Consider the following 23,103-nt stretch of genomic DNA (forward strand, 5'->3'; position numbering starts at 1 on the left):
TATATACTTATGTTCATGTATCAATTGATATTCTTAATTTTGGTAATAATTGCTGTAGTTTACATATTAGAAGATAGAAATAAGATAAAAAAATAAAAAATAAGTCTATAAGATATGTTGAGTTAAATAAAGTTTATACAAAATATTAATACATAGCTGTTTAAATTATTGTCTATAAATTAAAATGAATGGTGGTGAGTTGAGTGACCGATTTAGTTAACACCATTAATGGAATTGTTTGGTCACCTGTATTAGTTGCAATGTGCCTATGCATAGGATTGTATTTTTCACTGAAATTAAAATTTTTCCAAATAAAAGACATAAAAGAGATGTTTACTCTTTTACTTGAAGGAGATAGTTCTCAAGTTGGTATATCATCGTTTCAAGGGTTTGCTACATCAATGGCTGGTAGAATTGGAACTGGTAATATAGCTGGTGTGGCTGTAGCAATAGCAATGGGAGGTCCAGGAGCATTAGTATGGATGTGTATAATGGCTACATTAGGCTCGGCGACTGCATTTGTAGAATCTACTCTAGCTCAAATATATAAAGATGAACATGATGGGCAGTACAGAGGTGGTCCTCCATATTACTTTGAAAAAGGTCTTGGATGGAAAAGATGTTCAATTTTATTTTCAGTAGTTGCAATTATAAGTTATACATTTTTTATGCCTGGGACACAATCAAATACTCTATACTTAGCAATGAATCAAGCCTTTGGATTTTCAAGAATGACAATTGCAGTTGCATCTTCTATTGCATTAGGAATAATAATTTTTGGAGGAATTAAAAGAATTGGTTTATTTGCTGAAAAGGTAGTACCTATAATGGGTGGAGCATATCTTATCATGACAATAGTTATAATCATAGTAAATATAAATTTAGTTCCAGATGCTATTATAACGATGTTTAAATCTGCATTCGGGTTTGGTTCAATGTTTGGAGGCATGTTAGGTGCAGCAATATCTTGGGGAGTCAAAAGAGGTATATATTCAAATGAAGCAGGCGAAGGTTCTGGAACTTATGGTGCAGCGGCAGCAGAAGTAAGTCATCCAGCTAAACAAGGATTGGTTCAAGCTTTCTCTGTTTATGTGGATACATTATTAATATGTATGGCTACAGGTATTATGATTATAATAACAGGAAAATACAATGTTACAGGAATTTTAACTGCACTACCAGGTGTAGAGCCAGGTCCACAATATGTGCAGAGTGCAATAAATACATTACATCCTCAATTGGGTGATATTTTTATAGCAATAGTTTTGTTATTATTTACCTTCACAACATTATTAGCATTCTCATATATGATGGAGACCAATGTATCTTATTTGGTAACTAGAATTAAAGCACAAAAACATGAAAAGCACATAATAAATGTCTGTAGATTTATGCTTATAATATGTGCAGCAATGTGTTGTTTTATAGAACCACTTACAAGTTGGGCATTAGGCGATATATGTATAGGTGTTTTAACATATATAAATTTAATTGCTATCTTTACACTGCAAAAGCCAGCTATAAAAGCATATTATGATTACATAAGACAGAAAAAATTAGGAATAAAGAGAGCTGATAGGATTTTTAATCCTGTTGAATTAGATATAAAAAATGCTGAATTTTGGGAAAATAGATGCTTAAAAGAGAGTGAGCATAAATTAAATTAATTATTTGTGAAGTATTTTATATAGATATTTTAATTAAATTTTCAAAATAGATATCACAGATATATAAGTTCAATATAATGCATAATAGTAGAATTATAAGTTTTGATTGATATGTTTATATTTTTACTTATTAAATGTTTGATTTATACATGTAGAAATATATATTTATATTTAAAACTGTTATTTTAAAGGTTAGTATATATAGTAAGATTGTTTATTTTAATAGATAAAATAATAGATAGAAAAATTTGTACTGTTGAATAGGTTATTAGGTTTTACAATAAGTGTAGAAATCGTTTTAATACAATAAATATAAATTTGTTCTATCTTATATGAATAAATATATAAATTAATTTTAATGGGAGGTAAGGTTGATATGAAGGAAAAAATAATACAAGTGGCGGATTTAAAGAAAGAAAAAGTTTTGGAGCTATGTCAATCTTTGTATGATGAACCAGAAATTGCTCTACAAGAGTATAAATCTGCTAAAAAAATATCAGAATTTTTAAGAGAAGAAGGTTTTGAGGTTGAAGAAAATTTAGCAGGTATGGCTACAGCTTTTAAAGCAACTAAGAAAAATGGTGATGGTCCAAGAATAGTTTTTATAGCAGAATATGATGCTCTTCCAGGAAATGGTCACGCATGTGGTCATCATCTGATAGCATCTATGGGAGTTGGAGCTGGAATAGCTCTTTCAAGTATACTAGATACTTATAAAGGAGAAGTGAGTATAATTGGAACTCCTGCTGAAGAAACTGGGGATGGAAAGCCTTACTTAATAGAACATGGTGTATTTGATGGTTATGATGCTGCAATGATGATACATCCAAATTCAAAAACTTGTGTAAGTCCAGAAATTATAGCTATTGGTGGATTAGATTTTGTATTTACTGGTAAAGCATCTCATGCAGGAGCTAAGCCATATAATGGAATAAATGCACTAGATGCAGTTGTACTATTATATAACAATGTTAATGCGTTAAGACAACAGTTAGTAGATGGAACTAGAATCCATGGTATAATATTAGAAGCAGGAACCGCTGCAAATGTAATACCTGATAGAGGAAAAGTTAGATTAGAAATAAGAGCAAAAGAACAAGACTATTTTGATGAGGTTGTAGAAAAAGTAAAGAACTGTGCTAAAGGAGCAGCAATAGCAACTGGCTGTGAACTAGATTTTTACCATTTTGAACCTACATGTCAAGGGTTGAATGAAAATAAAGTTTTAATAAATATATTTAAAGATATAATGCAAGAATTTGGGATTGTTGATGAAGAAGAACAAGTAATGCTTGGTTCTACTGATATGGGAAATCTCAGTCAAATTATGCCATGTATACATCCTTTGATAAAATTCTCTGAAAATGGTGAAGAACTACATACAAAAGAATTTTTAGAGGCAGCTATAAAGCCATATGCAAAAAATAGAGTAATTGATGGAATAAAGGTATTAGCTTTGACAGGATTACGTTTATTTGAAGAGCCAGGAGTACTAAAAAAAATGAAAGAAGAGTAAATTCTAACAAAGGGGATTAGGCTATGACTAATAAGAGTGAAACCAAGAAGAAAAAATTAGCATTCCCAGATGCATATGTTTTGATGATAGGTCTTATTATATTTGCAGCCATAATGACCTACATTGTTCCTTCTGGAACATATAATAGAGTTGAAGATTTAAGTACTGGAAATATTATTGTGCAAGCTGGAAGCTTTACATATGGAGAACAACATCCAGTTAGTATAATGGATGTATTCAGAGCTATACCAAGTGGGCTTGAAAAAAATTCTGTAACAGTTTTCTTTGTACTTATTATTGGAGGTGCCTTTGGGATAGTAAATTCTACTGGCTCACTAGATGCCCTGATTGGTAGAGTTATCTCCAAAAGTAAAGGAAGCAAAAAAGGTGAGATTATAATTACGTGTTTAGTATTGACTTTTGGATTAGCTGGTGGCGTTGTAGGTATGTATGAAGAATGCATAGCATTTTTACCAATTTTGATGACATTATGTATAGCTTTAGGTTATGATGCTTTAGTGGCTGCGGGTATTCTCTTATTGGGGCTTGCATCAGGATATGGTTCAGCTACAATTAATCCTTTTACAGTAGGATTAGCTCAAGGTATTTCTGGATTACCACTTTTTTCAGGAATGTGGTTTAGATGGATATTTTGGATTTGTACAATGATTTTACTTTCTACATATATAATTTCTTATTGTAAAAAGATAAAAAAAGACCCAAGTAAAAGTTTAGTATCAGATATTGATTATAGTCACTGGCAAATTGATGAGTCTTCTGTTGGGGATAAGTTGTCTTCTGGAAATATTAGAGTATTAGTTACATTCTTTGGAGGGATACTCGTTCTGATGATATTGATTGTAAAATTTTCTTTAGGAATGTCAGATTTATCAGCTTATTTCTTTGCTCTAGGAATTTTATGTGGAATAGTCTATGGTATGAGTCCAAATAAAATTGCTTCTGGATTTGTAAAAGGAATGCAAGAGATGGTCTATCCAGCTATTTTGATAGGATTTGCATCTAGTATAGTAGTTATATTAGAGCAAGGAGTAATTTTAGATTCGATAGTTCATGGATTGTCATTAGTATTAAATTATGTTCCTAGGATTTTTAGTGGAGGAGCAATGATGATTATGCAGTCTGTAATCAATTTCTTTATACCTTCAGGTACAGGTCAAGCTATGGTAACTATGCCACTTATGGCTCCACTTGCAGATGTTATTGGAATACCTAGACAAGTTGCAGTTTTAGCTTATCAAATGGGTGATGGATTTGCAAATGGAATAGTACCAACACTAGGAGTTCTTATGGCTGGAATATCTATTGCTCATATCCCTTATACAAGATGGTTTAAATTTGCATCAAAGATAATACTTATGGAATTAGTTTTAGGGTTTGTATTTTTGATGATTGCAGTACAGATTAATTTAGGTCCTTTTTAGATAATAAATATTTTTATAGAGGCTTTAAAGAAAGAATATATTAAAAGTTGAGTCTTTTAAATTAAAATATATTTTATTAAATTTAAATTAAATAGAATCTCGAAAATAAACGGTGAACTTTGTAAAGTTCACCGTTTTAGTTTACTATTTTTTATTTAAATGTGTATTTATAACTTTGACTAGTTTAGTAATGTCTATTAATTCAGAAATAAATTCATTTATTATTTATAAATTTGTTATAGCAAAAAATATCATGAAAAGATATATTTTAGGTGCTAAAATCAAATATACATAGATACTAGAGGAGGAAGATATATGGAAACTTTAAAAGTAAGAAATATTAAATTGTGTGGAACGAATTATGAAATAGGATATGAACTTGGAAAATCAATTGTAGATATACCAGAATTAATAGGAAGTCAAATTGGTAAACCTAATGTTTTAACTAAAGAAGAAGAAAAGTATATGAAAGAGCTATTTGATAAATACTGCCCAGGTCTTAATGAAGAATTACAAGGTTTTGCTGATGCTATTCATATAAATCAGAATCAAATTTTATACTATACTATGACATATCTTAGACCAGGTTGTAGTCAAGTTGCACTAGCACCAGAATTAACTGAAAGTGGTCATGTACTATTTGCACGTAATTTTGACTTTTCACACAAGATGGAGGATTTTGTGTTATGCGAAACTAAGGTAACTAGGAAATATGCACATATTGGGACTACAGTAATGCAGTTTGGTAGAACTGAGGGAATGAATGAATGTGGTTTAGGTGTAAGTCAGTCATCTTGTGGTTTACCTGTAGGTAATTCAGAAGGACTGAGAAAGCCAGCTATTGTAGGTTTACAATTTTGGGCTGTTATTAGATATTTGTTGGAAAACTGTAAGGATGTAGATGAAGCATTGGTGTATATAGAAGATATGCCAATAGCATATAATATTAATTTATTGATTGCAGATAAGTCTGGAAATATTGCACTTGTAGAAACTTTAGATGGAAGAAAAGAAATAAATAGAATAAATAAGGCAGAAGACAAAAGAGAATCATTTTTACATTCTACAAATCATGTCCATATTGATGAACTTCATAAATTTGAGCCACAATCAATGAGCAATTCTATTCATAGATACAAATTAATTAAAGAATATATAGAGAGTTCTAAAAAGATTGGTGAGAGAGATTTAATGAATTTATTGACTTCAAAATATCCACAGGGTCTATCTTGTAATTATTATAATGATTTTTTTGGAACTTTAAAAAGTATAGTTATGGACCTAAATACGGGAAAATTTAATATCTTATGGGGTGGATTAGAAGATAATGGATGGAATAGTTACTATCTAAATGACAATTTTAAGTGTACAACGCAACTTATAAATATAAATATAGAGAAAGTACCAGCTGATTTTTTTAAATTAATTAAATAAGAAATACTCTAATTATCTTAGATAGTTAGAGTATATAAAATGAAAGTGCTATATTATGTTGAATTGTTTATTATATTTTAGTATAGTAAACAAAATAGTATTACTTGAAATATTATAATATTTGAGAATATTAAAAAGGATAGAGGTATAATATTGGATTACTTAAAATATTTTGAAAAAGCTATAATATATATTGAAAATAACTTAAAAGAAGATATAAGTGTAAATGATGTAGCAAAAGAATCTGGATACTCGTATTATCATTTAACACGTTTATTTAAGTCCATGTTTGGTGAGAGTGTAGGAAGCTATATAAAAAAAAGAAGATTAGTTAATAGCTCAAAAGAACTTTTATATAGTGATAAAAAAGTAATAGATATAGCAATTGATAGTGGTTTTGAATCTTCAGAAGCATTTAGTAGAGCATTTAAAGCTATATACAAGGTCAGCCCTATAGAATATAGAAAAAATAGAATAGATGTATTTGTTGGGAAGAAGAAAAAGCTAGAATTAGATTTTATGAAACACTTAGTTGATAATGTAACAATCAAACCAGTTATAAAAGAGATAGATTCAATAAAAGTAATTGGTATAAGAGATAAAGTAATATTAGAAGATGACTCATTACCTAGTTTGTGGGAAAGATTTAGAGAAATACATCATATGGTACCAAACACTTTGTCATCAAATAGAGCATTTGGAATTTGTGAAGCAGCTCCACAAATACATCTACTTAGTGAAACTATGGAATTTAACGAAATAATAGGGTTTGAAGTTAGTAGCTATGAAAGTATACCAAGTTTATTTGTTTCAAAAAATATTGATGGAGGAAAATACGCTGTATTCACTCATACTGGTAGCTTGGACAAGCTAGATAAAACTTATGAATATATATGGGGAACTTGGTTCTTAAGCACAAAGGAAGAAATTGATATAAGAGATGATTTCGAGATATATGATGAAAGATTTTTAGGACCTGATAATGTAGATTCACAGATTGATATTTGTATACCTATAAAATAACTGTAAATAAAACTAAAAATAAATTGAAATAGAAAATAGATGCTCAGAAAAGAGCATCTATTTTTTTATTTATATCAGCTATAGACGATTTTGATAATAAAATAAATAAAAACAAGTTCTTAAATTTTTAAGAAAAATTTAAAATATAGTCGAAATAAAATTTGTATATTTCTGAAAATTCTAATTAGTACAACTTTTTCCTTTGCAAAGTTGAAAAAAGATGTATTAATTTATCAAAAATATTATATTAAAATGATATTAATCAAACAAAAACATTTATAATAATAGTATATCTTACAGAAAAAGAATGTAATTTGTAGAATTAAAGCTGGTTAATCAAATTAAAAATTTAAAGAAATTATAGGGAGGTTATAATCTTATGGAAAACGTTATTACAGGTCTAAGTAAAGGTGCAGAGTGGTTTATTGGTTTATTTCAAAAGGGAGGAGAACAATTTGTAGGTCTTATTTCAGGCACTCTTCCAACATTAATTGTTTTAATGGTAGCTATTAACTCATTGATTAAAATAGTTGGTGAAGAAAGAGTAAATAAATGGGCTTCTAAACTTGGAAGAAATGCTTTTACAAGATATACTTTACTTCCATTAGTGTCAGTATTTTTCTTAGGAAATCCTATGTGTTATACATTTGGTAGATTTCTAAAAGAGGAACATAAAGCAGGATTTTATGATGCAGCTGTTTCATTTGTACATCCAATTACAGGACTTTTCCCACATGCAAATGCAGGAGAACTTTTTGTATGGCTAGGTATTTCAGCAGGTTTAACTACATTAGGTAAGGAAACAACTACATTAGCATTATGGTATTTTATAGTTGGTCTAATTGTGATTTTTATAAGAGGTGTAGTAACAGAAAAAATGTATGCATTTTTAACAAGAAAAAATAAAGTAACAGATAAGGCTTAGGAGGGATTTAAAATGGATGAAAATAGAATATTAAAAATAGAAAAGGGAACTTCTGGTTGGGGAGGACCTTTGTACATAAAAAAAGAAGCAACTAGAAATAAAATATTGTCAATGACTGCTGGTGGTATTCATGAAGTGACATTAAAAATAAAAGAATTATTGGATTGTGAGGTTATAGATGGATTTAAAACTGGAATTCCTGATGAAGAGGTGGCAGTAGTTATTATTGATTGTGGGGGAACAGCAAGATGTGGGGTTTATCCAAAGAAGAAAATACCTACAATTAATGTAAATCCAGTTGGAAAAACAGGCCCTTTAGCAAAATTTATAACTGAAGAATACTATGTATCAGATGTTAATACTAATTGCATAAGTATTGTAGATGGGGAAGAAACACCAAAAAAATCTCAAGAAAATAAAAATGAAAGCCAAAGTTCTATTAGAAAGCCTGATAATTACAATGAAGTAAAATCAAAAGCTCAAGAAGAATATGCGAAGAAAAACATAATACTTTCTATTGGACAAGGAGCAGGACAGGTAGTATCAAAGTTTTATGATGCAGGGAGAGATACTATCCAAATGATAATGAACAACGTAATACCATTTATGGCATTTGTAAGTATGCTTATGGGAATTATATTGGCATCTGGGTTAGGTGATTGGATTGCAAAGGTAATATCACCACTTGCAGGAAACATTGGTGGCTTGTTAGTTATATCAATAATTTGTACACTTCCATTTTTATCACCTATATTAGGCCCTGGAGCAGTTATAGCACAGGTAGTAGGTACTCTTGTAGGAACACAAATTGGTCTTGGTGCAATACCAGCATATTTAGCACTTCCTGCTTTATTTGCAATAAATGGGCAAGCTGGTTGTGACTTTGTCCCAGTAGGATTGAGTTTAGGAGAAGCAGAACCAGAAACCGTGGAATATGGTGTACCAGCATTATTTTACTCTCGTTTAATAACTGGGCCAATATCTGTCATTATTGCGTATGGAGTCGCAGTATTTGCATTGAGATAGTATTTAATATTACTATAAAATTTAAACTTGATTAATAAAATTGTAAATACAAACTTAAGCTAGTCAAAATTTTAGTTAATGAAAGACTAGCTTTTGTATTATTAATTAGGAGTGATTATTGATTTAGATTAATACTAAATTTTCCTCTAGCAAAGTGAAATTTTATGTATTAATTTGGTTTCAAGTTTGTACTAGAATGAAATCAAGGAGGAGATACAAAATGAATGTAACTGAGAAAATTCCTTCTATTGACCGCAAAATATTTAAGATATTGATTATGTGTAGTAAAAAAGAGTTTGTAAGTATTAATTCAATAGCAGACGAATTGAATGTTACAACTAGAAGTGTAAGAACATATATAAAGCAATTGAATAAAGATTTAGGAAGTGACATAGCAATAATAAAATATATAAAAGGTCAAGGCTATAAATTAGAGATAAAAGATAAGCGAATACTCAATAAGATTATTGATGTGAATAAAAAAAGTGTATTTTCATTAAATTCAAAGGAAGATAGGGCAGAGTTTATACTAAATTATTTGATAGAACTAGATGGATTTATTACACTGGATAGTCTAGCAGATGAGATGTGTATAGGAAGAACTACCTTGGTAAATGACTTTCAATATGTAGAAAAGGTATTAAATTCTTATAATTTGAATTTAGTAAAAAAGCAAAATACAGGAATGAAATTACATGGCAGTGAACTTGATATTAGGTTACTTATATTAAATCAGTTGTATAAAGACTCAAGAAAAGATTTAAATAATTCTAAGTACTTTAAATGTATTAAAAAAGAAGAAATTGTAAATTTAGAAGAAGAATTATTGACTTTATTTAAAAATAATAATTTTTATGTTACAGATGAAATGCTCAGAGAAATTTTTAATTATATAGTAGTTTTGATGTATAGAGTAAAAGAACAGAAGATAATAAAAGAGTACGATGTAAAATTTGATTTACTTAAGTCATATGATGAGTATCTTATTGCTAGGGGAATAAAGAATATTTTATCAGAAAAATTTGAACATATTTTAAATGATGAAGAAATTATTTATTTAACTATACCATTAGTAAGTGGAAATGCACCAGCATCAGAATGTGCTTTAAATAGTAGTAGAATTAATAAAAATATTGATGATTTAATGGAAAGCATATTTAATCAGATATATGTTGATATGGGTATTTTTATAAATGAGGATGAATTAAGGGTAGGACTTGGATATCATCTTAGTTTTACACTAAATAGGCTATTATTTAATATAAAATTAAAAAATGTCTTGTTAGAAGAAATCAAACAAAACTATATACTTCCATTTAAGCTGGCACAAATAGCAGGAAAAGTAATAGAGAAAAAATATAATCTAGAAGTCTCAGAGGATGAAATTGGTTATATAGCAATTCATTTCAGTGGATATTTAGAAAGAAATAGTAGTAGATTTTATTCAATTAAGAAAATAGCAATTATATGTGGGACAGGTCTTGGAACAGCAAAACTATTAAAAATAAGAGTTGAAAAGTTGATAGGAAATAATCCTAAAATTGATACTCTTTCAAGTTTTAACTTGAGAAATATTAATTTAGATGAATACGATATAGTTTTTACAACTATTGATTTAGATACATCAAATATAAATACAATAGTATTAAAAATCAATACAATATTTGATGAAAATAAATTGAGGGAAGAATTAAAAACAGTATTATGCCTAAGAGAAGGCAACATAGATACTACTGATTCTCCAAATTTACTAATAAATAATTTATTAAATGAAAATAACTTTATGATATTAAATGAAAAAACGATACTTGCTTCCTTAGAGAAAATGATGGACAATCTTGTGGATTTAGGATGTATTGATGATAATTTTAGAAAAAATATAATCAAAAGAGAAGAAAAATCTCCTACAGTTTTTGATAAAGGTTTGTTATTTCCTCATGCTGTAAATGAAAAGTCAGATAAATTTTTAATGGCAGTTGGGATTTTAGAAGAGCCAATAGTTTATGCAAATAGAAGTATAAAAATAATACTTATGACGATGTTTCCATGTGAGGACAAGGTGGATTCAGATTTATTGGTAAAGATTTATGAAGAAGTTTTAAAAATAGGACAAAATGTAAAATTAACAAATAAGATAAGTAAATGTAGAAGCTTTGTAGAATTTAAAAAAGTGTTGATTGAGAATATTATATAGGGTTTGTATAGGATTTAAAAAACAAATTAATTTATGAAAGGTGTGTAAATATGAAACTACTTATAATTTTATTTGTTGTTTATGTTTTAAATACTTTATTTGTAATGAAACAAAATAAACTATATTTCAAAGCTTTAAATAAAGCTAAAAAAATGGGCGATATAGTGTCTACAGGAAAAAAGAAAAGTTATTTTTCTAAAGGAAGTATAGCTATTATATCTTCAGATTCAGAGGGATTTATAAAGTGTGGAGAAATTTTAAAAGGTCGCACAGTAATGGCTAAGTTTAAAGAGATTGAAGATATAAAAGGATTAGATATATATAGTGCAGAGCAAAAATTTAAAGATGAAGAAAGTATTGTACAAGCTATAAAATTTATAAAAGAAAAAATAAATATTTCTTTTAATTAATCTAATATAAATTATCAGGAGGGATATCATGAAATATGAAGTTAAGATAAGTGGGATAGGCAGTTTAGTTGAAGAATTAATAAATGAAAGCAACTGTCTTATTATATACAATGAAACTATTAATGATGAAGATTTGAAAGATATATCTGTAATTCATTCAATATCAACATTAAAAAGTGATGTTGAAATAGGGGATACACTTACAATAGGAAATCGAGATTATTGTATAGTTTCAGTTGGTGATATTGCTCAAAATACTCTTAGAGAAATTGGTCACTGTACAATTAAATTTGATGGAGAAGATAAAGTAAATTTACCTGGAGAAATACATGTAGAAATTGGAAAACCAGATATAAAGATTGGAGATTTAATAACTATTTATTAATTTGAAAAAATAAAATTATTATAACAGGAGGAATTGATATGTTAGATTTAAATAGAAAACTTGCAAAGTTAGAAGAAGAAGGTAAAAAAATAAAAGTAGCTCTTATAGGTGCTGGTCATATGGGTAATGGAATGGTAAGTCAAATGGCAAATATGAAAGGAATGGAAGCATCTATTGTTGTAGATATAAATCTAGAATTAGCTCGTAAAGCATTTACTGATGCAGGTATAGAAGAAGAAATTATAGATAATGTAACAAATGAAACAGAGGCAGAAGTAAAATTACAAGAAGGAAAAGTATTAACATGTAATGACTTTCTTGTAGCTTGTAAAACAAAGTCAATAGATGTAGTTATAGATGCAACAGGAGGTATTGCAATTGGTGCAGAAATAGCACTAAATGCTATTTTAAATAAAAAACACATAGTAATGTTAAACGCTGAAACTGATTGTGTTGTTGGGCCAATACTTAAAAAATTAGCAGATGACGCAGGAGTAATATTTACAGGTTCTGCAGGAGATGAACCAGGGGCAGTAATGGGTCTATTTGATTTTGCAGATGCAATGGGATTTAAAGTTAGAGTAGTAGGTAAAGGTAAAAACAATAAATTAGATTTAGACTGTAATCCTGATACTGTTAAAGAAGAAGCAGAAAGAAAAGGAGCTTCACCTCATATGATAGCTTCTTTTAAAGAAGGTACTAAAACAATGGTAGAAATGGCTTTAATGTGTAATGCAACTGGATTTGTACCTGATGTAAGAGGTGGACATGGTATTGAAGCTACAGTTAATGAAGTACCTAAGAAATATGCATTAAAGAGCGAGGGTGGAGTATTAGATAATTATGGTGTAGTTGATTTTGTAAATGGTATAGCACCTGGTGTTTTCGTTGTAGTTGCTCATAAATTAAAAGCAGTTAATGATGAATTAAAATACTTAAGTATGGGTGATGGACCTAATTACATATTATATAGACCATATCATTTATGCAGTTTAGAAACTCCTTTATCAGCAGCAATGGCAGTTTTAGAGCATAAGGCTACAATAGTGCCTAAAGCTGGATTAGTTGCAGAAGTTATGACTATAGCTAAGAAAGACTTGAAAAAAGGTGAGTATATGGATGGATATGGTGCATATACATGCTATGGTACTATAGAAAAATATGATGTTGCAAAAGAAATGAATGCTGTGCCTATTGGTTTAATTAGTAAAAAGACTAAGGTTATTAAAGATATTAAAAAGGGTGAAGTTATAACATATGATATGGTAGAGATAGAAAAAGATACTACTTTATATCATTTAAGACAATTACAAGAAAAAATATTTGGATAAAATTTATTGCAGAATAATATAATATAGATGATGTTATTTAAAAGAGGGTTGATGGTTATTTTGAAATCAGCCCTTTTAAATTTTTTTATATTTTTTGAGAGGGTGTTTTACTAAATCTTATTTTATAGTTTGTTTACAGTTGCAAATCTTACTAGTAGGTTTAATTTAAATTAATTCTGCAATTTTATATTCATATTTAAGACAATATAATTAAAAATTTTAATATAAAATGAATTAAATTAGCCAATTATGTATTATAATATTAACTGTAATACTAATATAGTTCTATTAATTAAAGAAATATCCCCCATTAATATATAATAAATATCTTTAAGCAAAAGAACTTAGTAAAAAATATATCGTATTCAGTAAAAAATCTGTTTACAGAATGGTATATATAGTTATATAATATACTATATAAGATACGAAAAGATAAAAAGTATAGCACAATGAAAGAAGGTGATTATTATTCAGCTTAATGAAAGACAACTAAAAATAATAGATATAGTTAAGGAAAATGAACCAATAACGAGTGAAAGTATTGCCTCCAGCTTGAATGTGACTCGTGCTACACTTAGATCTGATTTAGCTATATTAACAATGACAGGAATACTAGATGCAAGACCAAAAGTTGGATATTTTTATTCAGGAGTTAGTGAAATTAATCTAATTGGTAAAAGTATAAAAGAAAAAACAGTAGAAGATATAATGAGCATGCCTGTACTAGCTAAGAAAGATGAAAGTATATATGATGTAATAGTCACTATGTTTTTATCTGATGTAGGGAGTATAGTTATTATAGATGAAAATGAAGAATTATGTGGAGTTGTCTCTAGAAAGGACTTATTAAAAGCAACTATAGGAGGTTCTGATATAAATAAGATGCCAATAGGTATGATAATGACAAGAACCCCAAACGTAGTTACTTTGAATAAGGGAGCGAGTGTTTTATTGGCTTCAAAAAAAATAATAGAACATGAAGTAGATTCGATTCCAATTGTTGAATATAAAGAAGAAGACAAAAATCATATGAAGGTTGTTGGGAGAATATCAAAAACCAACATAACTAAGCTATTTTTAGAAATAGTTGACAATTAAGGAGGTATGCTGGTGAAAAACCTAATTATATATGCAGTATCAGACTCAGTAGGGGAGACTGCACAACAAGTTGCAAAAGCATGTATGTCACAATTTTATGTAAATGAAACTTATGAAATAAAAAGATTTCCATATATGATTAATAAGGGAGTATTACTTGAAACGTTAGAAAATGCAAAAGCTGAAAACGCTTTGATTGTATATACATTAGTTGATGAAGAATTATGCAGTATTGTTGAAAGATATTGCGAAAGAGAAGGTCTTAGTTGTATAGACTTGATGACTGATATATTAAGAGAAATAAGTAAAAGAACTGGAAGAAAACCTAAAAGAGAAGCTGGTATAATCAGAAAATTAGATGAATCTTACTTTAAGAGAGTTGAGGCTATAGAATTTGCAGTAAAATATGATGATGGAAAGGACCCTAGAGGAGTTCTTCAAGCAGACATAATTTTAGTGGGAATATCAAGAACATCTAAAACCCCTTTAAGTATGTATTTAGCTAATAAAAATATAAAAGTAGCTAATGTACCATTAGTTCCAGAAATACCAATTCCTAAAGAAGTATTTGAAATAGAAACTAAGAAGATAATAGGTCTTACTAATTCACCTGAAAAGTTGAATGAAATAAGAACTCAAAGATTAAAAGCTTTAGGGCTATCTAGTAAAGCTAATTATGCTAACTTAGAAAGAATACTTCAAGAGTTAGACTATTCAGAAGAAATAATGAAGAAAATTGGATGCCCAGTAATAAATGTTTCAAATAAAGCAATTGAAGAAACTGCAGGTATAATTTTAGACATAATGAAAGAAAATGGTCTAAAAATATATAAAGAAATAGAAATTTAATAAAATGTCTAATAATAAAAATGATATAAATTAAAATAAAAAAGATTAATGGGGGATTTAACAATGGAAACTAAGTATGTTTATAGTTTTGGTGAAGGAAGCAAAGACATGAAATCTTTACTAGGAGGTAAAGGTGCCAATTTAGCAGAAATGACTAAGATAGGTTTACCTGTCCCTCCTGGGTTCACTATAACAACAGAGGCATGTAATGACTACTATGTTAATAATGAAAGTATAAGAGCAGAAATAATAAAAGAAATAGAAGCACATTTAGCTACTTTAGAAAAAGATTTAAACAAAACATTAGGATGTAATAAGAACCCACTATTAGTATCAGTTCGTTCTGGTGCAGTATTCTCTATGCCAGGAATGATGGATACAATACTTAACTTAGGTCTTAATGACAATAGTGTCATTGGTCTAGCAGAAGCTACACAAAATGAACGATTTGCATATGATAGTTACAGAAGATTCATACAAATGTTTTCTGATGTTGCTATGGAAGTGCCAAAATACAAATTTGAAAATGTACTAGATAGAGTAAAAGAGGCAAAAGGATACACAGTTGATACAGAACTTACAACTGATGACTTAAAAGAAATAGTAAAAGAATTTAAGGCAATATACAAAAAAGAGATAAAAAGTGATTTTCCACAAGACCCAAAAGAGCAATTAATGCTTGCTATAGAGGCAGTGTTTAGATCATGGAATAATCCTCGTGCAATCGTATACCGTAGATTGAATGATATAGCTCATAATTTAGGAACAGCAGTAAATATTCAATCAATGGTATTTGGTAATATGGGAGAAACTAGTGGTACAGGTGTTGCATTTACTAGAAATCCAGCTACAGGAGAAAATAAATTGTTTGGTGAATTCTTAATGAATGCTCAAGGTGAAGATGTTGTTGCAGGTATAAGAACTCCTCAAAATATATCAACTCTTGCTGAAGTAATGCCAGCTGTATTTGATGAATTCGTAAAAATTACTCATATACTTGAAGGTCACTATAAAGATATGCAAGATATAGAGTTTACTATAGAAAATGAAAGATTATATATATTACAAACTAGAAATGGTAAAAGAACAGCAGCAGCAGCAATAAATGTAGTAGTTGATTTAGTTGAAGCTGGAATAATAGATGAAAAAGAAGCTATAATGAGAATTGAGCCTAATCAATTAGACCAGTTATTACATCCAAAATTTGAAGATAAAGCTTTAAAAGAAGCTAAAGTTATAGCAAAAGGTTTACCAGCATCACCAGGTGCAGCAAGTGGTAGAGTTTACTTCAATGCTGATGATGTAGTAAAAGCAAATGAAAAGGGAGAAAAAGTAGTTTTAGTTAGACTAGAAACATCTCCAGAAGATATAGAAGGTATGGTTAAGGCTGAAGGAATTCTTACAGCTAGAGGTGGAATGACATCACATGCAGCAGTTGTTGCTAGAGGTATGGGTAAATGTTGTGTTGCTGGATGTGGAGAAATAAAAGTTGATGAGTTTAACAAAGAAGTAAGAGCTCTTGATGATATGGTTATAAAAGAAGGAGAGTACATTTCTATAGATGGTTCTACAGGAAATGTTTACTTAGGAGATGTTAAGAAAACAGAAGTTTCTTTAACTGGAAACTTTGAAAAACTAATGCAATGGGTAGATAAGCATAAATGTATGATGGTTAGAACTAACGCAGATAATCCTAGAGATGCTCGTGCAGCTATAGAATTTGGTGCTGAAGGTATAGGTTTATGTAGAACTGAGCATATGTTCTTTGATGAAGACAGATTACCAGCAGTTAGAGAAATGATATTATCTAATACAGTAGAGCAAAGAGAAAAAGCTCTTGAAAAAATATTACCAATGCAAAGAGAAGATTTTGTAGAGTTATTCAAAGTTATGGATGGGAAGCCAGTTAACATAAGATTACTAGACCCACCACTACATGAATTCTTACCTCATGATGATGAAACTATAGAAGAACTTTCAAAATCTATGGGAATAAAAGTAAGTGATATTAAGAAGAGAATAGTTGACTTAGATGAATTTAACCCAATGCTTGGACACAGAGGATGTAGACTTGCAATAACTTATCCTGAAATATGTGTAATGCAATCTAAGGCAATAATACAAGGTGCTATAGAAGCAATAAGAGCAGGTGTTAAAGTATCTCCAGAAATAATGGTTCCATTAGTTGGAGAAGTAAATGAGTTAAAGATAATAAGAAAAATGATAGTGGAAACTGTTGATGCTATAATAAAAGAAGAAGGAGTAGAAGTTCCTTATACTGTAGGTACTATGATAGAAATACCTAGAGCTTGTTTAACAGCTGATGAAATAGCACAAGAAGCAGACTTCTTCAGTTTTGGTACTAACGACTTAACTCAAATGGCATTTGGATATTCAAGAGATGATGCTGGTAAATTCTTAGGTCAATATGTAGATGAAGAAATATTAGAAAAAGACCCATTCCAAGTACTAGACCAAAATGGTGTTGGTAAGTTAGTTAAGATGGGAGCTAAATTAGGTAGAGAAGTTAAGCCAGAATTAAAACTAGGAATATGTGGAGAGCATGGTGGAGAACCATCTTCAGTGGAGTTCTGTTATAGTGTAGGACTTAACTATGTATCTTGTTCACCATTTAGAGTGCCAATTGCTAGACTTGCAGCAGCTCAAGCATCTATAAAAAACCCTAGATAATAATATATTATAAACATATATAATTAAACTAAAATATTATATCTCCTATACATCAATGTATCAAATAGAGTATTTGTAAATTGAGTATAGGGGATTTTTATTTTATATTATTATAAAAAATCTAATTTATATTATAGTAGGTGAAACGTTATTTAATTATGTTGCATATATTATTGTAAGAGAGAAATTTCAACTAATAATTAAATTGAGTTTACTGGAGGGGATAAAGTTGACAAAGTGTCCTAAATGTGGAAAAGAAGTATCATCACGTCCAGGTAGTATATGCCCACGATGTGGATTTAAAGTAGTAGAAGAGAGTCTTAAAATGAGATGCCCAGAACCTAGCTGTAGAGCATTAGTATCTAGGAAGTTAGATTATTGTCCTAAATGTGGATGTAAGCTGAAAGGATATAATATTTCAGAATTTGTTAACATGGTCAGATGTAAAATAGATGAAACATTTGATAAAAATTAATTAAATTCAGCTTTAGACTTTACTTTGTGGTGAAGGATATATGTGTTCTTAGAATCAATGATATTTTAGTAAATAGAAAAAGAGTTGAACTAATAATAAGCCAACTCTTTTTCTATTTTATTGAGCAAATTTATTTTAGTAAATAAATGTTTCTATATAACAGTATTACTTTTTACTTCCATCACTAAGTATCCATGGCTTTTCTATACCATTTTTTAATGAATTGTAGTTTACAATAAGTGTATCATAGCTATTTTTGGCATCTTCATTGCTTACTACTTGTTTTTTATAGTCAGTTAGAGTAATCAATCCTAAATCATATCTTAGCTTAGTATTTTTTAATTGTTTTTCCGATAATTCGAGCTGTTTTTTAGTTGTTCCAATTGTATCTTCTAAAGCAAGTAATTGTGCATAGCTATCAATCAAGCCTTTTTTTAGAGCTTTTTTACTATCCTCTAGTGTAACTAAGCCATTTTCAGTATTATACTTTTGTTGAAGATAATTTGCATATGTAGTAAGTCCAGCAGCATAAGTCTGTCTTTCAAGATTGTATGCTTCAACTTCTTTTTCATATTGAGCATAATCTTTTTCATACTTATTCTTAAGAACTTCATATTCAGCATCAGTTAAACTACCTTGTTCTGGTCTTGTAGGAGCAACTGGTCTTGTAAGGTTAGGTCTATCTGGTAAATCTGCCTTATTTTCATCATCATCATTAAAACTTTCTTCTGTACGTTCTAAAATCAATTGGTCATACTTTAAGTATTCATTAACCTTACCTTCCATGTATGAATCAACTGAACCACCCACTCTAAAAGACTCAAAACGGTATTCTTTATCTAATTGATAGTTATCTAAATTTATATTAGTCAACAACTTAAAATAATCTTGATTGTTTTTTAGTTCTTGAAGTTTAGCTTTTTGATTATTTTGCAATGTCTGAAGTTCAAGCTCAGCTGACTCAGTTTCTAATGATGTCACTAGACCTAAATCCTTTTTTAGTTTCATATCTTTAATTTCTTTAGTTTTTATCTCAAGATTATTTTTTATCTTATCTAACTCATTTTCTCTTGAGACTAAGTCATTGTACTTATTAGTAATATCATTAGCTATTTGATCTTCCATAAAATATTTGGCCTGTTCGCTTTGATTTTTAAGAAGTCCAATTTGGTCATATGGAAATGAGTTATCACTTCCAGTAAAACTATCAAATTCATCCTGTACTTCTAGTTTTTCTTTTAACATTTTTATTTCTTCTGATTTCATCTTTAATTTTTCGCTATTTTTAAGTGCAGCACTGACAGCTTCTCTAGCAGTTAAAAGTTCTTTTTCAGCTGTTCTTTTAGCCGAGTCACTTAAGGTAGCATTATCAACTTTATTTATAGAAGAAGTATTATCATTTGCATAGGCTGGCATTAAATTAGCTGTTATTATACCAACACCACATCCAATTGCAATTATTTTACTAACTTTTTTATTCAATACAATCGCCCTCCATTTATATTTAAATTTTAGCTTTTAATTTTGGTTTTTTGAATATTTTTCCTTTTACATCTCCTATTTTATCTGTTATTTTACCAAATATTTTAGGCATCTTATCTGAAAACTTATTTTCCCACTTATCAAATATTAAATATATAGTAGGGATAAGTACTAGGGTTATTAGTGTAGATACAGTAAGACCACCCATTATAACTACGGCTAGTGGTTGCATTGTTTCTCCACCTTCACCAAGAGATAATGCTGTTGGTAACATACCTAAGATTGTCGTTGCAGTTGTCATTAAAACGGGTCTTAGTCTTGCAGCACAACCAATTGAAACCAATCCAATTAAATCATTGCTACGATTTGCTTTTCTAAGTTGCTCTATGTAGTCAATAAGAACTATACCATTGTTAACAACGATACCAATAAGTAAGATTATACCTAACATACCTACAGTACTTAAACTTTGACCAGTTACCAAAAGAGAAAGTACAACTCCAACGAATGCAAATGGAACACAGAACATTATTATAAATGGTTTACTAAATGATTCAAATTGGGCTACCATTACCATATAAACAAGTGCTATGGCTATAACCATTGAGAATCCAAGACTGGCCATAGATTCATTCATCATTTCTGTTTCTCCACCAACACCAATAGAGTAGTCTTTAGGGATTAGCATCTTGTTAGTTTTTTCTAATGCTAATTTTGTAGCAGTACCAGCATCTAAATTATCAAGTGTTGCAGTTATATTTACAGAAAAATCACCATCAGTTCTTGATATAGACTGTAAACCATCTACCATTTTTATGTTTGAGAAAGCTCCAAGAGGTACTTCATTTCCAGTTGCAGAATTTACTTTTAACTGTTTTATATCCTCTAGATTATCAATACTATCTGCTTTAAACTTTAGATTTACATCTACTTTATAGTCATCAATAGTGGCAGTAGTGACTGAATCACCATTTATTGCAGTACGTAATAATCCTGCAATTTCTGCTGTATTTACACCGTATTCTTGAGCCCTATGTTTGTCTATTGTAAATTGAGCTTCTTGTGTTGTATCTGCAAGAGAAGTCTCTACATTTCTAAATCCTTTTATAGAACTGAATTCTTTTTCAACTTCTTTTCCTAATATCTTTAATACATCCAAATCAGGGCCCTTCATCTCTAATGTGAAGTCTGCTCCTGAAGTTCCGCCCATAACACTACTATTTTGACTTACATTTATTTTACAATCTGGAACAGTAGCAACTCTATCAATTATTTCTTTTTCTATTTCATCAGTAGTTCTCTTTCTATTTTTTTGAGATTCCAATTCAATTGCTATATTTGCACCATTATTATTTGAGTCTGATGTCAAACTTGTTATTAATGTCTTGACTTCTGGAATATCTGAAACTTTTTTCTCTGTCATAGACACATAATAATCATTAGCCTCTAAGCTAAGACCCTTTGGAAGTTCTATAGAAATAGCCAATTCTCCTTTATCTGCTGCAGGCATAAAGTCCATACCTATAAAGCTCATTCCAAATAGAGAAGCTACAAATATAAGTAAACTTGATATTACTACTAATTTCTGATGTCTTAAACATACACTTAGTAATCTTTTATATCCTTCACTTACCTTATCAAATATAGGGCTATCTTTTTCCTTCATTTTTTCACTACTTTTACCTCTACTTAGTTTTGCAAATACACTAGGAACAAGAGTAATTGCGCCTATAAAAGAGAAGGCTAGGGAAGCTATAAGTGTTTTACCTAAAGCCCCAAATGTTATTTTGGCTATACCTTCTGTAAACATAATAGGTAAGAAGATAGCTATAGTGGTCAATGTTGATGCTAATATTGCATTGGTAACAGTTCTTGTACCTTCAATAGCACAATCATCAATACTCAAACGGCCACTTTTCCTGTATTTAAATATGTTTTCAATTACAACTGTAGCATTATCAACAACCATACCAACTGAAATTACCAATGAACTTGCAGTGATAAGGTTTAAACTTTCACCTGTAAAATAGAGAACAGCTATTGCTCCTATTATAGAAATTGGTATTGCAACTGCAACAACTAATGAAGCCCTTACGCTTTTTAAGAAAGCAAAGATTACTATAAACGCAATAACTGCACTTATAAGTAAATTGCTCATTACACTGTTTATTGATTCGCTTATGTAAGCACTTGTATCATTGGCAATTTTAATTTTAAATTGTGGGTTTTCTTTATTCAATTCATCTACATATTTATATGCGTCTTGCATAACTTTTACAGTATTTGCATCTTGTTGCTTAGAAATATCTATTACTAAACTGCTTTTTCCATTGTATCTATAAATACTATCTTTGTCTGCAAATCCATAATCTACACTACAAAGAGTATCTAAGTTAACTGTGTTTCCTCCTTTTACAGGAATTTGAATCTGTTTTATATCATCCAAAGATTCTAATTTATCAATTGATCTTAAGACTATCTTATCTTCACCTTGAGTAATTGAACCATAAGGGAATGTTTTATTACTAGATGATAAAATACCTTTTATAGTTGACAAACTAACTCCATAATTTGAAAGAACTGATGGGTCAGCTATTACATTAACTTGAGCTTTTTCTCCACCTTTAATGTCTGCTGATGTAGTACCATCTATAGATTCTATTTTAGGCTGAATTACATCTTCAGCGTATTTTCTTAGTGCTTGTGCATTATTGTTTCCACCAGATATAACAAGCTGACCTATAGCTTGTGCATTCATATCTAATTTTAGTACTGTTGGCTTAGCTGCATCATCTGGCAAGCTAGTTTGTAATGCATCTACTTTAGACCTAACATCGTTCATTATTTCATCCAAGTTGGTTCCAAATTCAAATTGAGCTACGACCATAGAAACACTTTCTTGTGAACTTGATATAGTAGAGTTTACATTTGAAACAGCTGATAAACTTTCATCAACTTTTTGGCTAACTTGTTCATCAACGTCCTGAGGACCTGCACCTGTCCAAGTAGTCATAACCATTACAACAGGTATTTCTATATCAGGCATTAGATTTATTGACATTTTTTTATATCCAATACCACCAAAAACTATTAAAACTAAGAAGACCATTATGATTGTGAGAGGACGCTTAACGGAAGTATGTGTTAAATTCATA

General features: G+C 29.6%; 17 protein-coding genes. 15 read left to right on the forward strand and 2 right to left on the reverse strand.

Translation table 11 applies throughout. The annotated features are described in order from the left end of the window. The first annotated feature begins 203 nt into the window (after positions 1–203). The 15 genes from KGF48_RS03195 (at position 204) to KGF48_RS03265 (ending at position 18,466) form a co-directional block, all read left to right on the forward strand. Complete coding sequence (locus KGF48_RS03195; RefSeq protein ID WP_227840510.1) at positions 204–1,667, forward strand: alanine/glycine:cation symporter family protein; 1,464 nt, start codon at positions 204–206, stop codon at positions 1,665–1,667. A gap of 376 nt (positions 1,668–2,043) precedes the next feature. Continuing rightward, positions 2,044–3,183 (forward strand): M20 family metallopeptidase, encoded by a 1,140-nt coding sequence (locus tag KGF48_RS03200; protein WP_227840509.1) that lies wholly within the window; start codon positions 2,044–2,046, stop codon positions 3,181–3,183. 23 nt (positions 3,184–3,206) lie between these two features. Continuing rightward, positions 3,207–4,625: a YfcC family protein gene (locus tag KGF48_RS03205; protein WP_227867738.1), complete on the forward strand. Its 1,419-nt coding sequence runs from the start codon at positions 3,207–3,209 to the stop codon at positions 4,623–4,625. 315 nt (positions 4,626–4,940) lie between these two features. Continuing rightward, complete coding sequence (locus KGF48_RS03210; RefSeq protein ID WP_227840507.1) at positions 4,941–6,059, forward strand: C45 family peptidase; 1,119 nt, start codon at positions 4,941–4,943, stop codon at positions 6,057–6,059. A 153-nt stretch (positions 6,060–6,212) separates the two neighbouring features. Continuing rightward, positions 6,213–7,082 (forward strand): AraC family transcriptional regulator, encoded by an 870-nt coding sequence (locus tag KGF48_RS03215; RefSeq protein ID WP_227840506.1) that lies wholly within the window; start codon positions 6,213–6,215, stop codon positions 7,080–7,082. A gap of 379 nt (positions 7,083–7,461) precedes the next feature. After that, positions 7,462–8,007, forward strand: coding sequence for a PTS glucitol/sorbitol transporter subunit IIC (locus KGF48_RS03220; RefSeq protein WP_227840460.1), 546 nt, complete (start codon positions 7,462–7,464; stop codon positions 8,005–8,007). Between the two features lie 12 nt (positions 8,008–8,019). Further along, positions 8,020–9,033: a PTS glucitol/sorbitol transporter subunit IIB gene (locus KGF48_RS03225; protein WP_227828238.1), complete on the forward strand. Its 1,014-nt coding sequence runs from the start codon at positions 8,020–8,022 to the stop codon at positions 9,031–9,033. Between the two features lie 220 nt (positions 9,034–9,253). Next, positions 9,254–11,227 (forward strand): BglG family transcription antiterminator, encoded by a 1,974-nt coding sequence (locus KGF48_RS03230; RefSeq protein ID WP_227840461.1) that lies wholly within the window; start codon positions 9,254–9,256, stop codon positions 11,225–11,227. Between the two features lie 50 nt (positions 11,228–11,277). Continuing rightward, positions 11,278–11,637: a transcriptional regulator GutM gene (locus KGF48_RS03235; RefSeq protein WP_227828240.1), complete on the forward strand. Its 360-nt coding sequence runs from the start codon at positions 11,278–11,280 to the stop codon at positions 11,635–11,637. Between the two features lie 28 nt (positions 11,638–11,665). Beyond that, positions 11,666–12,022, forward strand: coding sequence for a PTS glucitol/sorbitol transporter subunit IIA (locus KGF48_RS03240; RefSeq protein WP_227828241.1), 357 nt, complete (start codon positions 11,666–11,668; stop codon positions 12,020–12,022). A 38-nt stretch (positions 12,023–12,060) separates the two neighbouring features. Beyond that, entirely contained in the window at positions 12,061–13,353 is a 1,293-nt protein-coding gene (locus tag KGF48_RS03245; protein WP_227840462.1) for an NAD(P)-dependent oxidoreductase, read from the forward strand. Between the two features lie 459 nt (positions 13,354–13,812). Further along, a complete protein-coding gene (locus tag KGF48_RS03250) occupies positions 13,813–14,451 on the forward strand; it encodes a helix-turn-helix transcriptional regulator (RefSeq protein WP_227828242.1) in 639 nt (212 codons plus the stop codon). 6 nt (positions 14,452–14,457) lie between these two features. After that, positions 14,458–15,300, forward strand: a complete 843-nt coding sequence (locus KGF48_RS03255) for a pyruvate, water dikinase regulatory protein (RefSeq protein WP_227432627.1) — start codon at positions 14,458–14,460, stop codon at positions 15,298–15,300. A gap of 63 nt (positions 15,301–15,363) precedes the next feature. Continuing rightward, positions 15,364–17,991, forward strand: a complete 2,628-nt coding sequence (ppdK, locus tag KGF48_RS03260) for a pyruvate, phosphate dikinase (RefSeq protein WP_227840463.1) — start codon at positions 15,364–15,366, stop codon at positions 17,989–17,991. A 229-nt stretch (positions 17,992–18,220) separates the two neighbouring features. Beyond that, the gene (locus KGF48_RS03265; RefSeq protein ID WP_227840464.1) at positions 18,221–18,466 is read left to right on the forward strand and encodes a hypothetical protein; all 246 of its coding nucleotides are present in this window, start codon (positions 18,221–18,223) and stop codon (positions 18,464–18,466) included. 165 nt (positions 18,467–18,631) lie between these two features. On the opposite strand, the gene KGF48_RS03270 is transcribed toward KGF48_RS03265, so the two are convergent. Beyond that, positions 18,632–19,948 (reverse strand): TolC family protein, encoded by a 1,317-nt coding sequence (locus KGF48_RS03270; protein ID WP_227840465.1) that lies wholly within the window; start codon positions 19,946–19,948, stop codon positions 18,632–18,634. 22 nt (positions 19,949–19,970) lie between these two features. Beyond that, positions 19,971–23,102 (reverse strand): efflux RND transporter permease subunit, encoded by a 3,132-nt coding sequence (locus KGF48_RS03275; protein ID WP_227840466.1) that lies wholly within the window; start codon positions 23,100–23,102, stop codon positions 19,971–19,973. Position 23,103: the final 1 nt, after the last annotated feature.

Origin of the sequence: Clostridioides sp. ZZV15-6388 (genome assembly GCF_020657755.1) — a bacterium.
Taxonomy (GTDB): domain Bacteria; phylum Bacillota; class Clostridia; order Peptostreptococcales; family Peptostreptococcaceae; genus Clostridioides.

Bases quoted from the DNA above. Each gene is read 5' to 3' on its own strand.
- KGF48_RS03200 (WP_227840509.1), top strand. From the start codon at position 2,044: ATGAAGGAAAAAATAATACAAGTGGCGGATTTAAAGAAAGAAAAAGTT.
- KGF48_RS03205 (WP_227867738.1), top strand. From the start codon at position 3,207: ATGACTAATAAGAGTGAAACCAAGAAGAAAAAATTAGCATTCCCAGAT.
- KGF48_RS03210 (WP_227840507.1), top strand. From the start codon at position 4,941: ATGGAAACTTTAAAAGTAAGAAATATTAAATTGTGTGGAACGAATTAT.
- KGF48_RS03220 (WP_227840460.1), top strand. From the start codon at position 7,462: ATGGAAAACGTTATTACAGGTCTAAGTAAAGGTGCAGAGTGGTTTATT.
- KGF48_RS03225 (WP_227828238.1), top strand. From the start codon at position 8,020: ATGGATGAAAATAGAATATTAAAAATAGAAAAGGGAACTTCTGGTTGG.
- KGF48_RS03230 (WP_227840461.1), top strand. From the start codon at position 9,254: ATGAATGTAACTGAGAAAATTCCTTCTATTGACCGCAAAATATTTAAG.
- KGF48_RS03235 (WP_227828240.1), top strand. From the start codon at position 11,278: ATGAAACTACTTATAATTTTATTTGTTGTTTATGTTTTAAATACTTTA.
- KGF48_RS03240 (WP_227828241.1), top strand. From the start codon at position 11,666: ATGAAATATGAAGTTAAGATAAGTGGGATAGGCAGTTTAGTTGAAGAA.
- KGF48_RS03245 (WP_227840462.1), top strand. From the start codon at position 12,061: ATGTTAGATTTAAATAGAAAACTTGCAAAGTTAGAAGAAGAAGGTAAA.
- KGF48_RS03255 (WP_227432627.1), top strand. From the start codon at position 14,458: ATGCTGGTGAAAAACCTAATTATATATGCAGTATCAGACTCAGTAGGG.
- ppdK (WP_227840463.1), top strand. From the start codon at position 15,364: ATGGAAACTAAGTATGTTTATAGTTTTGGTGAAGGAAGCAAAGACATG.
- KGF48_RS03275 (WP_227840466.1), bottom strand. From the start codon at position 23,102: ATGAATTTAACACATACTTCCGTTAAGCGTCCTCTCACAATCATAATG.